Raw genomic sequence first — 14,061 nt, 5'->3', positions numbered from 1 at the left:
AGGCCCTTTCGGGGCCGAAGCGGGGGTCTGGGGGCGGCAGCCGCCAGACCCCCGGTGTCGAAGTGGCGGAGCCCTACGCCCCCGCCCGCTCCCGCGACCGCCTCCCCAGCAGCTCCGCCAACCCCCTCCGCGTGGCCGCCAGCACCACCCGGTCGTCCTTCTGGAGGACGTACGAGTCGGGCAGATCCCACACCCACCCCGACACATCGCCCGCCCGGCCGGCGTCCTCGTACGCCTCCTCGGCCGCCGGTTCCTCCCGGCGATCGTCGCGGCGCTCCTCCCGCGAGGTCCGGTCCAGTGCCAGCACCCGCCAGGCACCCGCCCGGAAGGCCTCGCCGACGGTCTTGTCCTCAAGCTGTGGATGACCGGCCACATCCACCTCCGCGAACAGCAGCACCCGCCGCTCGACGGGAATCGCCCCCAGGATCTGCCGCCCCATCATCGCCCCGGCGAACGCGGGCGCGGCCAGATGCGTCACGCTCCGGCTCCGGGTGGAGGCATGGGGGTGCGCGGCACGCAGGGTGCGGTAGACGGCGGTGGCGAAGTCGTCGTCGTACAGCCGCAGGACCACCCGCAGGTCGGGGCGGACGGAGCGGGCGTACAGGGCGGCCTCGAGGTTCGTCGTGTCCGCGCTGGTCACCGCGAGCAGCGCATGCGCCCGATGGATCTTGGCCGCCTCCAGGACGCCCTCCTGGGTGACGTCCCCGAGCACCACCGGCACCCGCAGCCGCCGAGCCGTCGCCATCCCCCGCGCCTCGGGGTCGGCCTCGACGCACACCACGGGAATGTGCAGTTCCCGCAGCCGGGTCAGCACCCGGGTGCCGATCTTGCCCAGCCCGAGCAGCACCACATGACCACCCAGCCCGCGCGGCGGTTTGCGCAGCGCGGACGTGGATCGGAACGTGCCCAGCGCCTCCAGCACCGCCGCCAGCAGCACGGGAAGCAGCAGCAGTCCCATCAGCCCGGACAGGAGTTGGAGGATCTGCCGGGCCAGGGACTCGTGCAGCGCGGGTTCGTTGATGGCGAAGAGGTCGAGGAGGGTCATGTAGGTCGCGTAGAGCGGGTGTTCCCCGGTCACCAGCGTCAGCGCCACGGCCAGCGCCGCCACACACCCCACCAGTCCCGCCAGCGACCACCTCAACCGGCGTGAGAACAGCGACCCGAAGGACGGCACGACTCCTCTGCCGGACGGCAGCGTCGGGCCCGCGTACGACACCTGCTCCAGGACGACCGTCCCCCGCCCCGTGGCGCCCCGCACCTCCGCCGCGTCCGGCAACAGCAGCGGACCGTGCTCGCCGTTGCCGTCCGAACTGTCCGCCCCGGCCGGGTCGTTGCTGGACAGCACGGCCAGTGTGGCCAGCCCGGAGGGCGGCGTCTGCCCCGGGCGCAGGGGCGGGCGCTCCACCGCGCGCAGCAGCAGGCCGTCCGTCTGGACGACCTTGGTGGTGCCGGCGACGGCGGTGGCGGCCAGCGCGGGGGCGGCCGTATCGGCGTCGGACAGCACGGTCGTGGAGGCGTCCAGACCGGCGTCGCCGACGCCCGTCGCCAACGCGGCGGCCTGGTCGAGGAGTTCCTCGATGTGCTGGCCCAACCGGCGGTTGTAGAGGCGCAGGACGAGCCGGAGGCGGGGGTTGAGTCGGCGGGCGGTGAGGGCGGCGCGAATGTTGGTCTCGTCGTCGTCATAGACGAGGGCGAGCGCGGCGGCCTGTTCGACGCCCGCCTCGGCGAGTTTCTCCTCGGTGGCCTCCGCGGCCTCCACCACCCGGATGCTCCCGGCCGGTTCACTGCCGCCGCCGGCGCCGCCGGTCCCGCTGCCCGCCCGGTTGACGGCCGCGTTCACCATCCGGTCGAACAGTGCCGCCGACGCGGCCCGGGCCCGGCCCACGACCGGTGGCCGTACCGTCCGTTCGGAGGGCGGCACGACGAGCGTGACCTGTTCGCGGTACACATCACGCAGTTCGGCGGCCAGCCGATGTGCCAGCCCGTCGTCGCCGCACACCACCATGTGCGTGGCGGTGTCACTTGCTAAGCCCTGATTCGGAACGCTCCCCACAAGGGGAAAGACTGCCTCAATGTGACGGGTGGTTCCAGACGCGATCTTCGACAAACCCTGAACGCCCACGCCCGTCCAGCCGTACTGGAGGGGAGGGAAACCAGCGCCCTTCCGCACCACCGGAGGTACCTCGCCCGTGGCGATCACCAAAGCGGTCCCGCAGGGGACCGACGACCGCGACGGCCGAGACGACGGCGACGATCGCGACAACCGCCGGACGACGGGGGAGCGGGCCGAGGAAGGCAGGCACCTCAACTCCCCGCTCCTGCTCACCATGCTCCTGCTCGTGCTGGTGCTCCTCCAGAGCCCGATCCGCCGCGCGCTCTCCGCTCCGGTGATGCAGAGCTGGACGACGGTGTTCGTCGCGGTGATGGTGCAGGCGCTGCCCTTCCTGGTCCTCGGCGTGCTGCTCTCGGCGGCGATCGCGGTGTTCGTGCCGCCGTCCTTCTTCGCCCGCGCCCTGCCCGGCCGCCCCGCCCTCGCCGTCCCGGTCGCCGGTGCGGCGGGCGCGGTGCTGCCGGGCTGCGAGTGCGCGTCCGTGCCGGTGGCCGGGGCGCTGGTCCGGCGCGGTGTCACCCCGGCCGCGGCGCTGACGTTCCTGCTGTCCGCCCCCGCGATCAACCCGATCGTGCTGACGGCGACGGCGGTCGCCTTCCCCGGCAACCCGGAGATGGTCCTCGCCCGCCTGGTCGCGAGCCTGCTGGTGGCGTGCGCGATGGGCTGGCTGTGGCTGCGCCTCGGCCGTACCGACTGGCTGCGACCGCCCTCCCCCATGTCCTACGACGGCCAGAGCAAGGGCGAGGCGTTCTGGGGCTCCGTCCGGCACGACGTGATGCACGCGGGCGGCTTCCTGGTGGTCGGCGCGATGGCGGCGGCGACGCTCAAGGCGGTGGTTCCGGAGACGTGGCTGAGCACGGCGGCCGACAATCCGGTGCTGTCGGTCCTCGCCCTCGCGGTCCTCGCCGTCGTGCTGTCGATCTGCTCGGAGGCGGACGCGTTCGTGGCGGCGTCGCTGTCGCAGTTCTCGTTGACGGCCCGGCTCACCTTCCTCGTCGTCGGCCCGATGATCGACCTGAAGCTGTTCGCGATGCAGGCGGGCACCTTCGGCCGCGCCTTCGCCCTGCGCTTCGCACCGGCCACCTTCGCGCTGGCCGTGGTCGTGTCGGCACTGGTCGGGGCGGTGATCCTGTGAACCGTCAGGCCCAGTCGGCGGTCCTGTTCCTGCTCGGCGCGTCCCTGCTGCACGCGGGCACGACCGACCTCTATCTGCGGTACGTCAAGCAGGGCCTGCGCCCGCTGGTGCTGGCGGCCGGCGCGGTGCTGATCGCGGCGGCGGTGGCGACCGTCTGGTACGAGTGGAAGCGGGCGCGGCGGCAGAAGGGCCACGAGGCCGAAGGGGAGGGCCACGAGGCCGAAGCGGGCCACACCCACCACGAACCCCGGGTCGCCTGGCTCCTCGTCCTCCCCCTCCTCGCCCTGATCCTGGTGGCCCCGCCCGCCCTCGGCTCCTACAGCGCGACCCGCACCGGCACCGCCCTCCAGGAACCCCTCGCCTACCCCGCCCTCCCGGCCGCCGACCCCCTGCCCCTCAGCGTGGTCGACTACGCGGGCCGCGCCGTCTACGACCACGGCCGCACCCTGCAAGGCCGCCGCGTCCAGCTCACCGGCTTCCTGGCCCTGGACCGCGACGGCACCCCCTACCTCGTCCGCATGGCCCTCAACTGCTGCGCCGCCGACGCCCAGCCGGTCAAGGTCGCCCTGACCGGCCAGGTCCCGCCGGTCCTCCAGCCGGACACCTGGCTCCAGGTCACCGGCAGCTACACCGCGCGCCGCGCCAAGGATCCGGTCAACGGCGGCCCGATCCCGTACATCGAGGTCACGGAGGCGAAGCCGGCGCCGGCGCCGAAGGACCCGTACGACGAGAGCTGGAACAGCTGACGCGTGCGCTCTCTTGCCGCTCCTCTGGACGCGCCCTAACCTGAACCTAAATCTGATGGGTCGTCAGATTCAGTGGGTCAGGACACCGGCAGGCAGCAGCGCAGCAGCAGGAGGTAGGCGTGGCCAGTACCGAGAGCGGCACGGAGGACCTGCCCAGGGTCATCAGCGTGGACGATCACGTGATCGAGCCCGCGCACCTCTTCGAGACCTGGCTCCCGGCCAAATACCGGGACCGGGGCCCGAAGCCCCTCACCGCCGGCATCGGCGAACTCGAGTACATCGGCGGGAAGTACCGCTTCACCACGGACCCGGACGGCCAGCTCACCGACTGGTGGGAGTACGAGGGCGACCTCTTCCCCTACAAACGCATCATCGCGGCCGTCGGCTTCTCCCGGGACGAGATGACGCTCGACGGCATCACCCGCGAGCAGATGCGACGCGGCTGCTGGGACCCCAAGGCGCGGCTCGCGGACATGGACATCAACCATGTCGAGGCCTCGCTCTGCTTCCCGACCTTCCCGCGCTTCTGCGGCCAGACCTTCGCGGAGGCCAAGGACAAGGAGGTCGGGCTTGCGTGCGTGCGCGCCTACAACGACTGGATGGTCGAGGAGTGGTGCGGCGACAGCGGCGGCCGGTTGATCCCGCTCTGCCTGATCCCGCTGTGGGACATCGACCTCGCGGTCGCCGAGATCCACCGCAACGCGGCGCGCGGGGTGCGGGCGGTGACGTTCAGCGAGATCCCCACCTATCTGGGGCTGCCGTCCATCCACTCCGGTTACTGGGACCCGTTCTTCGCGGCCTGCGAGGAGACCGGCACGGTCGTCAACATGCACATCGGGTCCTCGTCGCAGATGCCGGCCGCGTCCCCCGACGCCCCGCCCGCCGTCCAGGCCTCGCTGAGCTTCAACAACGCCATGGCGTCGATGATGGACTTCCTCTTCTCCGGGGTCCTGGTGAAGTTCCCCCGGCTCAAACTGGCGTACAGCGAGGGCCAGATGGGCTGGATCCCGTACGCCCTGGAGCGTGCGGACGACGTCTGGGAGGAGCACCGGGCCTGGGGCGGCGTGAAGGACCTGATCCCGGAGCCGCCGTCGACGTACTACTACCGCCAGATCTTCTGCTGCTTCTTCCGGGACAAGCACGGCATCGAGGCGATCGAGACGGTCGGCGTCGACAACGCCACCTTCGAGACGGACTATCCGCACGTCGACTCGACCTGGCCGGAGACGAAGCGGGTGGCCGAGGAGCACGTGGGCGGGCTCTCCGCCGAGGTGGCCTACAAGCTGCTGCGCGGAAACGCGATCCGGATGCTCGAACTCCCCTTTGATCAATGAGACGTGGCGGAAGGCGCTGAGGATCACCGAGGATTAGGAGGGCTCGGCGGCTGGGCAGGGGAGTCGTGAAAGCCCAGCGACGGTCCACGGCGGGAGCGCGGATGAAGGTTTCCATCGACTCGAACCTCTGTTACGGCTCGGCCGAGTGCGTCCACCGCGCCCCGTCGGTCTTCGAGTTCGTGGACGAGTACGGCGTCGTGCGAGCGGGACGGGAGGACAGCGGGGGCGATCCGCAGGTGCGGGAGGCCGTCGAGAAGTGCCCGTCCCAGGCCATCTCCCTCAGCGAGTAGCGGGCGGACAGCGCCACCCGAACGAGCCCAGCGCCCGCGCCCTGGCCTCCACCACCGCCATCCGCGCCGCCCGCTCCGTCGCGTCCACGTGGGCCGGCTGACCCGTCATCTGCCCCTCCCACTTCCGGTAGAGCAGCCCCACCTCCGCCGAGAACCAGCCCCGGCTCACGGCGCCCAGCGCGAGCAGCAGGCCCGTGTCCTCCGACGCCGGCAGCGCCATCCAGCCGCCGAGGCCGAGCAGCAGGTCGCGGCGTACGCAGAGGGTCGCCGGGTGGACCTGGGCGCGGAAGTCGTTGGCCTTCCAGAAGTCGAGTACGGCGCCGGGCTCGATCGGCCCGTCGTCGGGGTCGTGGGGGAAACCGGCCGTCGTGCCGTCGGGCAGGAGGTCCAGGACGCGGGAGGTCGTCCAGCCGACCGTGCCGTCGGCCTCCAGGACGGCCACGTCCCGGGCCAGCGTCCCCGGCGTGAGCCGGTCGTCGGCGTCCAGGATCTTCACGTACTCGCCCTCGGCGTGCGCGAGCGCGATGGTGCGGGCCACTCCGGGGCCCCCGGGACGGCCCTGACGGAAGGTCACACGCGCGTCGTTGGGGACGTACGGGCGGACCTGGTCCGTTCTGCCGTCCTCCTGGATCACCCAGTGCCACTCCCAGCCCGCGGGCAACTCCTGCGCGTCCAGCGACGCGTAGGCCTCCGGCAGGAACGCCGCCGAAGGGCCGTGCACAGCGGTGACGACGATGAGGCGCCGGGTCATTGCGGGGCCCACCACCTTTCCGGCTCCGGACATGCGAAGGCCCGATCGCTGGCGACGGGGGATGCACCAGCGATCGGGCTGTCTCCACAGTAACAAGGCTGCCTCTCCGGCGGGAGCCGACTGATCGGCTACGTGGAGGGGTTGTGACCGGGATCACGGAAACCGCTGTCCAGTGGGCCCTCGTCATGTCACATGCGTTTCTGCTCCATCACTGAGCGCACGGATTACCTCCATCGAGTGCACGGACCACCTCCACCGAGCACACAGGCAGCTCTCAGTCGGCGTACAGGCCTACTTCGCGCACGGCGGCTCGTACGACAGCCGCGGCAGATACTCGTCCCACTTCTCCCGCGTCAGCACACCCCGCGTGGTCGAGCAGACCCGGCGGATCGCCTGGTCCACGTCCAGGTTCCACAGCCGTACGGTGTCGCTGCCGCTGGAGACGCCGAGCATGTGCCTCGCCGGGCTGAACGACAGGAAGTTGCCCGTCCTGGCGTTGGGGCTCATCGCCCGGCCGATGGAGGAGGCGTCGGACGGCCGGGTGACGTTCCACAGCAGGACCGTGTTGTCGTCGCCACCGCTGGCGAGGGTGTGGCCGTCCTGGCTGAACGTCAGCGACACGACCGCCTCGGTGTGGCCGATGAGGGGGGACCCCAGCGAGGTCGCCGCACGCGGGTCGCTGACGTCCCAGAGCCGTACCGTGTCGTCGTCGCCGCCGCTGGCGAGCGTATGGCCGTCCGGGCTGTAGACCAGCGTGTTGACGGGGCCCGCATGGCCCGTGACGGGCCCCCCGAGGGGGGTGACGTGCCGCGGGTCGGACACGTTCCACAGCCGCAGGGTGTTGTCCGCGCCACCGCTGGCGAGCACGGAGCCGTCGCGGCTGAAGGCGAGGGCGTTGACGTAGCCCTTGTGGCCGGTCAGCGGGGCGCCGAGCGGAACGGCGCGGGACGGGTCGCGGACGTCCCACAGCTGGATGGTGCGGTCCTCGTAGGCGGTCGCCAGGATGCGTCCGTCCGGGCTGTAGGCCAGGGAGTCCGCGCCTGCGAAGCGGGTACGCAGGGTGAGGGGCGATCCGGTGAGCGTCGGTCGGGCCGGGTCGGAGACGTTCCACAGAAACAGCGCGTGGTGTCCGGTCCGGACGGCGAGGGTGCGGCCGTCGGGGGAGAACGCCATGGAACGCCCGTAGCCGTCCGCGGGCATGAACGGTGTGCCCAGGGGCACGGGCCGGTCGGGAGCCGACACGTTCCACAGCCGGATCCGGCCGTCGCGCGCGGCCGTGGCGAGGACCTTCCCGTCCGGGCGGAACGCACCGCTGCGGCCGGTCATGTCCAGCGTGGGTACCGACCACAGGCGGACCTTGCTGTCACCGCTGCCGGTGGCGAGGGTGCGGCCGTCCGGGCTGAACCCCAGGGCGAACATCTCGCCGCTGCTGCCCGCGAGCGGCTCGCCGATCTGCGAGGGCGACGCCGGATCGGAGACGTTCCACAGGCTCGCGGTGCTGTCCGCGCTGGCCGCGGCGAGTCGGCCGCCGTCGGGGCTGAAGGCCACGGACCAGATGGGGCCGGTGTGCCCGGTCAGCGGCGAGCCGATCGGTGCCGCGTGCGCCGGATCGGAGACCTTCCACAGCCGGATCGTGTCGTCCGCGCTGCCACTGGCGAGAGTGCGGCCGTCGGGGCTGAAGGCCACCGAGTGCACGAGATCCGTGTGCCCGGTCAGCGCCGTGCCGACCGGCTCCGGGCGACGGGGATCGGCCGTGTTCCACAGCCGGATCGTGTCGTCGTCGCCGCCCGCCGCCAGCGTGCGCCCGTCGGGGCTGAACGCCACCGACCGCACGGCGGCGGTGTGCCCGGTGAGCGCGCCGAGCGCCTTCGGCCGGGCCGGGTCGCCCACGTTCCAGAGGCGTACGGTGCTGTCGTCGCCGGCGGAGGCCAGGGTACGGCCGTCCGGACTGAACGCGATCAGGTAGATCGTGCCCTTGTGGCCGGTCAGGGGCGCCCCGAGGAGCGACGGGTGTGCGGGGTCCCGTACGTCCCACAGCCGGATCGTGCCGTCGTCGCCGGCGCTCGCCAGGGTGCGGCCGTCGGGGCTGAAGACGGCGCTGCTCACCCAGCTGGTGTGGCCGGTGAGGGGGCCGCCCAGCGGCTTGGGCCGGGCGCGGTCGCTCACGTCCCACAGGCGTACGGTGCGGTCGTAGCTGGCGGTGGCCAGGAGGCGGCCGTTCGGGCTGAACGTGGTGAGGTAGACGGCGCCGGTGTGGCCGAGGAGCGGGGTGGCCAGGGGCGCGTTGACGATCGAGATCAGCCGGCTGTTCGCGCCCTCGTCGTCCGGGCGCAGCCGATGGGCCACGAGGTCGAGCTGGGCGGACAGCGACGGATCGGTGTCCTGGACGCGGTCGGCCTCGGCGAGCACCTGCGCGAACACGGCGTCGTCCCGCTGCTGCCAGGCGACCACCGCCGTACCGGCGGCCAGCAACGCCAGCGCGACCAGCGCCGCGACCCCGCTCCGCATGATCCACACCGTGCGCCTGCGCAGCCGGACCGAGGCGGCCAGGAACTCCACCGCGCTCCGGGTCAGGAACCTGTCCCCGGCGGACCGCACCCAGCCGTGCGCCTGCTCCAGCCGGGAGCCCCGGTACAACAGGGAGGTGTCCCGGTCGGACTCCTCCCAGGCCCGGCCGTCCTCCTCCAGCCGCTGGCGCAGCAGATTGCCCTGCCGGTCGTCGTCGATCCAGTCCCGCAGCCGCGGCCAGGCATGGAGCAGCGCCTCGTGGGTGATCTCCACGGACTCCGCGTCCAGCGTCACCAGCCGGGCCTGGACCAGCGCCTCCAGCGACTCCTCCGTCTTGCCCGGATCCGTCGACTCCGCCGCCAGCTGCCGCCGGGTCCCGCGTCGCCGGGTCGCCTGGGTGTCCTCGCCGAGCCGGACCAGCCTGAGCAGCAGCAGCCGCGCGGCGGTGCGCGCCGCCGGATCGAGGCCGGACCAGGCACTCTCGGCGGTGGCGGCCACGGCCCCCTGAATACCGCCGGCCGCCCGGTACCCGGCCAGCGTCAGCCGCCCGGCCTTGCGCCGCTGCCAGGTGGCGAGCAGCGCGTGCGAGAGCAGCGGCAACACCCCCGCGTCATGCGTACCGCGGGGCCCGTCCGCACTCACCTCCCGCACGATCAGCTCGGCCAGCCCCGGCTCCAACTCCAGCCCCACGGCCTTGGCCGGCCCGGTCACGGCCTCCCGCAACTCCGAGGTCGTCAGCGGCCCGAGCACCATGTGCCGGTGCTGCAGCGCGTCGGCCAACTCGGGGTGGGCCAGGCACTGCTCGTAGAAGTCGGCACGGATACCGAGAACGACGAGCACGGGGGCGGGGTCGTCCGCTGTGGGCGACGTGCAGGCGGCATGAAGAACATGGACGAAGGTACGTCGGTCCAGCTCGTCGGGGCAGAGGGTGAAGGTCTCCTCGAACTGGTCGACGATGAGCACGGCAGGAGCCGCCGAGGAGGCCTCACGCCGGGCCCAGGCGCGCAGAGCGTCGCGGGTGGCCCGCACGAAGTCGGCGCACAGCTCGGTGTCGCCGTGGTCCTCGACCCCGTCCGAGTCGGCCGAGGGTTCCGCGGAGCGCCCCTTTTGGGCCAGCGCCGCCGAGGAACGGACGACGTCCGCGAGTTCCGGTATCCGGCGGGCCAGCTCGCCCAGCGGATCGCTGCCCGGCACGAGCTGTACGACGGTGCTCGCCTGCCCGCTCTCACCGCTGAGGGCGCCGTCCCGCAGGGCGGGCACCAGACCGGCGTTCAACAGGGAGGACTTCCCGGCCCCCGAGGCGCCGACCAGCATGACCAGACCGCCGCCGGTCTTCTCCACGGTGCGGAGCTGGGCGACCAGGGCGTCCGTGCTCCGCTCCCGGCCGAAGAACCACCGGGCGTCCTGCTGCCGGTACGAGGCCAGCCCGCGGTAAGGACACACCCCACCGGAAACGGCCGGGGCCTCGACCGGAGCCTGCTCCTCCTCTTCCCCCGAGGTCGCCCGCTCCCACAGCCGCTGCCACTGGCCCAGGTCGTACAACCCCGCGGACACGGGCGTCGGCCGCGCGCGCCGGGCCTGCGGGATCAGGACGTGCAACACGGCCTGCAGGGCGGCGAACTGGGCAGGCACGTTCTTGGCCCGCCGCCAGTCACTGATCCGCTGAGCGGACACCCGTACGGGCCGCCCCCGCTCATCGACCCGCTGTAACCGGACGACCGCCTCGGCCACGCTCTTGAGCGGAGGGTTGCCGGCCTCCTTGTACAGCAACGCGAGCCGTTCCGCGAAGGCCGGGCGTGCCCCGGAGTCGGAACTCAAAGCCTCCACTCCTTCACTTCCGCCGTACGTGGTCATCCGGACCGGAAAACTCACTTTATACGGCTGACCTGCGACTAAGGGGGCATCCGGAGACCGGAACCTCCTCGTCGGCACCCTCGACTGGCAGGATCATGACGCAAGAGCGCAGCTCTCGATCGTCGCCCGGACAGGCCACCAGCCCAGAGCTCGGAGAGACCACTTATGGCGCCGCATGTTCTCGGTCACTTTCCACCACGGCCCGATCCACACCCGCTCGACCCACTCCGAACCCGCTCGATCCACTGACCCGCCGCCGGACCACCAAGGCCGGGTCACCACACGGATCGACATCACGCCGCCCGTCCGGCACCGGTCCCCACGAGGGGAGGGACCGGTGCCGGACGATGCGGTTCCACTTGACGGGCGAGAACTCAGAGGTCGACCGGTGACACGTCATCGGGAAGCGAGGGGCGGACCCGCGTCAGCAGCCGCTCCTCCGGGGCGGTCGCGTAGAGGGCGGCCACTTCTGAGGGGGCTGCACCTGAGCCATTGCGATTGGCTTCCCTTTGGTCCCCGAACACGACAGAGGGCCAATCGCGATCAAGCGATTGGCCCTCTGATTGGCGTCGGGGTGGCGGGATTTGAACCCACGACCTCTTCGTCCCGAACGAAGCGCGCTGCCAAGCTGCGCTACACCCCGATGTCGCTGCTTCTCGCGGCGACGACGTTTACTTTAGCCCACCGGTGGCTGGAGACGAAATCCGGTTTCTGGGCGGTGGCGGACGCGTCGGCGGATCGGGTTGGGGCGGGTGTGGTCGAGGGCCACGAGGGCGATGGCCAGGGCGTAGATGGCGAGGCCGAGGAGGAGGGCGTTTCCGAGGACGCTCTTGTAGCCGTGCCGGGCGACGTCGAGGAAGGGGTAGAGATAGCGGCCCGGGGTGTCGGGGGCCAGGAGTTCGCCTCGGACGAGGGAGAACGCCAGGTAGGTGACGGGGTAGAGCATCCAGGTCGCCGTCCGTCGTAGGCGCAGTTGGCCGGGGGCTGTCAGGAGCAGCCAGTCCAGTACGGCCGCGAGTGGCATCGCCGTGTGCAGGATCTGGTTGGTGATCGCGTGCCAGCCTGTCGGGGCGGTGGCCTCGCCGGTGAGGACGCCGGGGAGCGCGAAGGAGCTCGCGTCGGTCGCCAGCAGCAGGTGGTAGACGAGGCCCGTGGTCACGGCGTACAGCAGCGTGGCGCCCGTCAGGGCCGACGGCAGCGGGCGGCGGGCGGTCCAGGCGCGGCGGGCGGCGAGGGCGAGGACCAGGGCCAGCAGAATGTTGCTCTGGATCGCGAAGTGACTCAGGGTGCGCAGTGGACCTGGGGTGCCGAGAGTCATTTCGAGGGTCACCGCCGCGGTGGCGACCAGTGCGACCAGTAGGCGGTACACGGCGGTCAGGGGGCGGCAGACGGGGGTCATCACCGCCGTGGCGGGCACATGGGAGGGCATGAGCACGGGGATGCCCGGTATCGGGGGGAGATCCGGGATGTCCCTGGGTATCGGGGCGGTCATGCCCTCACGCTAAGCAGGTTGGACGAATCGGGCGATACGGGTAATCCGTGCGGGTTACCCGGTCGGCCTTTCTGATTCGCCCTTCTCTTCCCTGCTCCAGCCCGTCCGCTCCAGCCCGTCCGCTCCAGCCCGTCCGCTCAAGCCCGTCCGCTCCAGCCCGTCCGCTCCAGCCCGTCCGCTCAGGACCGTCCGCTCCAGTCCGTCCGCTCAGGGCCATCCGCTCGGGCCCGTCCGCTCAGGCCCCTGCCCCGGCCGGTCTGCTCCCGGCTACTCCCGCCCCACCAACGTCAGCAACGTCGCCTCCGGCGGGCAAGCGAACCGGAACGGCGTATAGCGGTTCGTGCCGCAGCCCGCCGAGACGTGGAGGTAGGCCGTGCGACCCTCCGCCGTGTGCGTGGACAGGCCCCGCGCTCGGTCCGTGTTCAGGTCGCAGTTGGTGACCAGGGCGCCGTAGAAGGGGATGCGGAGCTGGCCGCCGTGGGTGTGGCCGGCCAGGACCAGGGGGTAGTCGTCGGCCGTGTACGAGTCCAGCACCCGCAGGTACGGCGCGTGCACCACGCCCATCGCGAAGTCGGCGGCGCCCGACGGACCGCCGGCCACCTGCGCGTAGCGGTCCCTCTTGATGTGCGGGTCGTCCAGGCCGGTGAGCTCCACCGACTCGCCCTCGACCTTCAGCGTCCCCCGGGTGTTCGTCAGGTTGAGCCAGCCCGCGGCGTCGAAGCCGTCGCGCAGGTCCTCCCAGGGGTTGTGGATCACGCCGACGGCGGGCGCGTTGCCGTTCAGGCCGTGGCGGCCCTGGGCCTTCTCCAGTAGGTACAGGGCGGGGTTGCGCAGCTTCGGGCCGTAGTAGTCGTTCGAGCCGAAGACGTACGCGCCGGGGAACTCCATCAAGGGGCCCAGCGCGTCCAGCACCTCCGGCACGCCCTCGGGGTCGGAGAGGTTGTCGCCGGTGTTGATCACGAAGTCGGGGCGCAGGCCGGCCAGCGAGCGCAGCCAGCGCTGCTTCTTGCGCTGGCCGCTCACCATGTGGATGTCGGAGACCTGGAGCACCCGCAGCGGGCGCATACCGGCGGGCAGAACGGGCACCGTCACCCGTCGCAGGCGGAAGGAACGGGCCTCGAAACCCGCCGAATACAGCAGACCGGCGGCGCCGACCGCCGCGATGCCCAGGGGTACTCCGTATTGCGCGCGCATACGACCATCGTGTCAGACCGGTGGAGTACCCCCGTGCAGCCCAGTACCCCGTAGCCCTCGACCGCCTCCGATCCGGCGTCTGCGCGCAGGTCCCTTGAAATCAACGGGCGTTCCGCTCCCCACACCTGCGACAATCGACCCCATGACCACGCTCAAGTCGAAGCTGCAGGAAGACCTCAACGCCGCGATCAAGGAGCGCGACGAGCTCCGCTCCTCGACGCTCCGGCTGACGCTCGCCGCGATCACCAAGGAGGAGGTCGCGGGCAAGGAGAAGCGCGAGCTCTCCGACGACGAGGTGCAGAAGGTGATCACCCGCGAGGCGAAGAAGCGGCGGGAGGCGGCCGACGCCTTCGCGCAGGGTGGTCGTCCGGAGCAGGCCGAGCGGGAGAAGGCGGAGGGCGAGGTGCTCGCCACGTACCTGCCGAAGCAGCTCAGCGACGACGAGCTGAACCAGATCGTCGCCCAGGCCGTCGACGAGGCCAAGGCGGCCGGTGCCGAGGGCCCGCGGGCCATGGGCGCGGTCATGAAGATCGTGAACCCGAAGGTGGCCGGTCTGGCGGAGGGCGGCCGGGTCGCCGCCGTGGTGAAGAAGCTGCTCGCCGGTTGAGATCGCTGGCTGAGACCGTCGACTGAGATCGCCGGCTGAG

Annotated in this window: 10 protein-coding genes and 1 tRNA gene; 5 read left to right on the top strand and 6 right to left on the bottom strand. The window is 71.7% G+C overall.

Going from position 1 to position 14,061, the window contains the following annotated elements; translation table 11 throughout:
• Positions 1-73 precede the first annotated feature (73 nt).
• Entirely contained in the window at positions 74-2,005 is a 1,932-nt protein-coding gene (locus BLU79_RS27870) for an NAD-binding protein (protein WP_093908668.1), read from the bottom strand.
• Positions 2,006-2,189: 184 nt separating this feature from the next.
• Here BLU79_RS27870 and BLU79_RS27865 point away from each other — a divergent pair, with 184 nt between their 5' ends.
• The 4 genes from BLU79_RS27865 to BLU79_RS27850 all read left to right on the top strand — a co-directional run bounded on the left by BLU79_RS27865 (position 2,190) and on the right by BLU79_RS27850 (position 5,615).
• Complete coding sequence (locus tag BLU79_RS27865) at positions 2,190-3,245, top strand: permease (protein WP_093908667.1); 1,056 nt, start codon at positions 2,190-2,192, stop codon at positions 3,243-3,245.
• On the top strand, positions 3,242-3,991 hold the full coding sequence (locus BLU79_RS27860) for a TIGR03943 family putative permease subunit (protein WP_093908666.1): 750 nt from the start codon (positions 3,242-3,244) through the stop codon (positions 3,989-3,991). The genes BLU79_RS27865 and BLU79_RS27860 overlap by 4 nt, the downstream gene beginning before the upstream one ends.
• Before the next feature lie 119 nt (positions 3,992-4,110).
• On the top strand, positions 4,111-5,325 hold the full coding sequence (locus tag BLU79_RS27855) for an amidohydrolase family protein (protein WP_093908665.1): 1,215 nt from the start codon (positions 4,111-4,113) through the stop codon (positions 5,323-5,325).
• Positions 5,326-5,426: 101 nt separating this feature from the next.
• Positions 5,427-5,615 carry a ferredoxin gene (locus BLU79_RS27850; protein WP_093908664.1) on the top strand — a complete coding sequence of 63 codons (189 nt, stop codon included), beginning with the start codon at positions 5,427-5,429 and terminating at the stop codon, positions 5,613-5,615.
• On the opposite strand, the gene BLU79_RS27845 is transcribed toward BLU79_RS27850, so the two are convergent.
• The 5 genes from BLU79_RS27845 to BLU79_RS27825 form a co-directional block, all read right to left on the bottom strand.
• Complete coding sequence (locus tag BLU79_RS27845; RefSeq protein WP_093908663.1) at positions 5,605-6,366, bottom strand: glycosyltransferase family 2 protein; 762 nt, start codon at positions 6,364-6,366, stop codon at positions 5,605-5,607. The genes BLU79_RS27850 and BLU79_RS27845 overlap by 11 nt on opposite strands.
• Positions 6,367-6,657: 291 nt before the next feature.
• Positions 6,658-10,701 (bottom strand): NACHT and WD repeat domain-containing protein, encoded by a 4,044-nt coding sequence (locus tag BLU79_RS27840; RefSeq protein ID WP_093908662.1) that lies wholly within the window; start codon positions 10,699-10,701, stop codon positions 6,658-6,660.
• Positions 10,702-11,297: 596 nt separating this feature from the next.
• A tRNA-Pro gene (locus BLU79_RS27835) sits at positions 11,298-11,371 on the bottom strand.
• Between the two features lie 33 nt (positions 11,372-11,404).
• Positions 11,405-12,220, bottom strand: a complete 816-nt coding sequence (locus tag BLU79_RS27830; protein WP_093908661.1) for a Pr6Pr family membrane protein — start codon at positions 12,218-12,220, stop codon at positions 11,405-11,407.
• A gap of 267 nt (positions 12,221-12,487) precedes the next feature.
• On the bottom strand, positions 12,488-13,414 hold the full coding sequence (locus tag BLU79_RS27825) for a metallophosphoesterase (protein WP_093908660.1): 927 nt from the start codon (positions 13,412-13,414) through the stop codon (positions 12,488-12,490).
• A 142-nt stretch (positions 13,415-13,556) separates the two neighbouring features.
• Here BLU79_RS27825 and BLU79_RS27820 point away from each other — a divergent pair, with 142 nt between their 5' ends.
• Positions 13,557-14,021 carry a GatB/YqeY domain-containing protein gene (locus tag BLU79_RS27820; RefSeq protein ID WP_093908659.1) on the top strand — a complete coding sequence of 155 codons (465 nt, stop codon included), beginning with the start codon at positions 13,557-13,559 and terminating at the stop codon, positions 14,019-14,021.
• Positions 14,022-14,061 lie beyond the last annotated feature (40 nt).

The sequence above is a fragment of the Streptomyces sp. cf386 genome (genome assembly GCF_900103585.1).
Taxonomy (GTDB): domain Bacteria; phylum Actinomycetota; class Actinomycetes; order Streptomycetales; family Streptomycetaceae; genus Streptomyces.
This window is presented reverse-complemented; position numbering and strand designations above follow the sequence as displayed.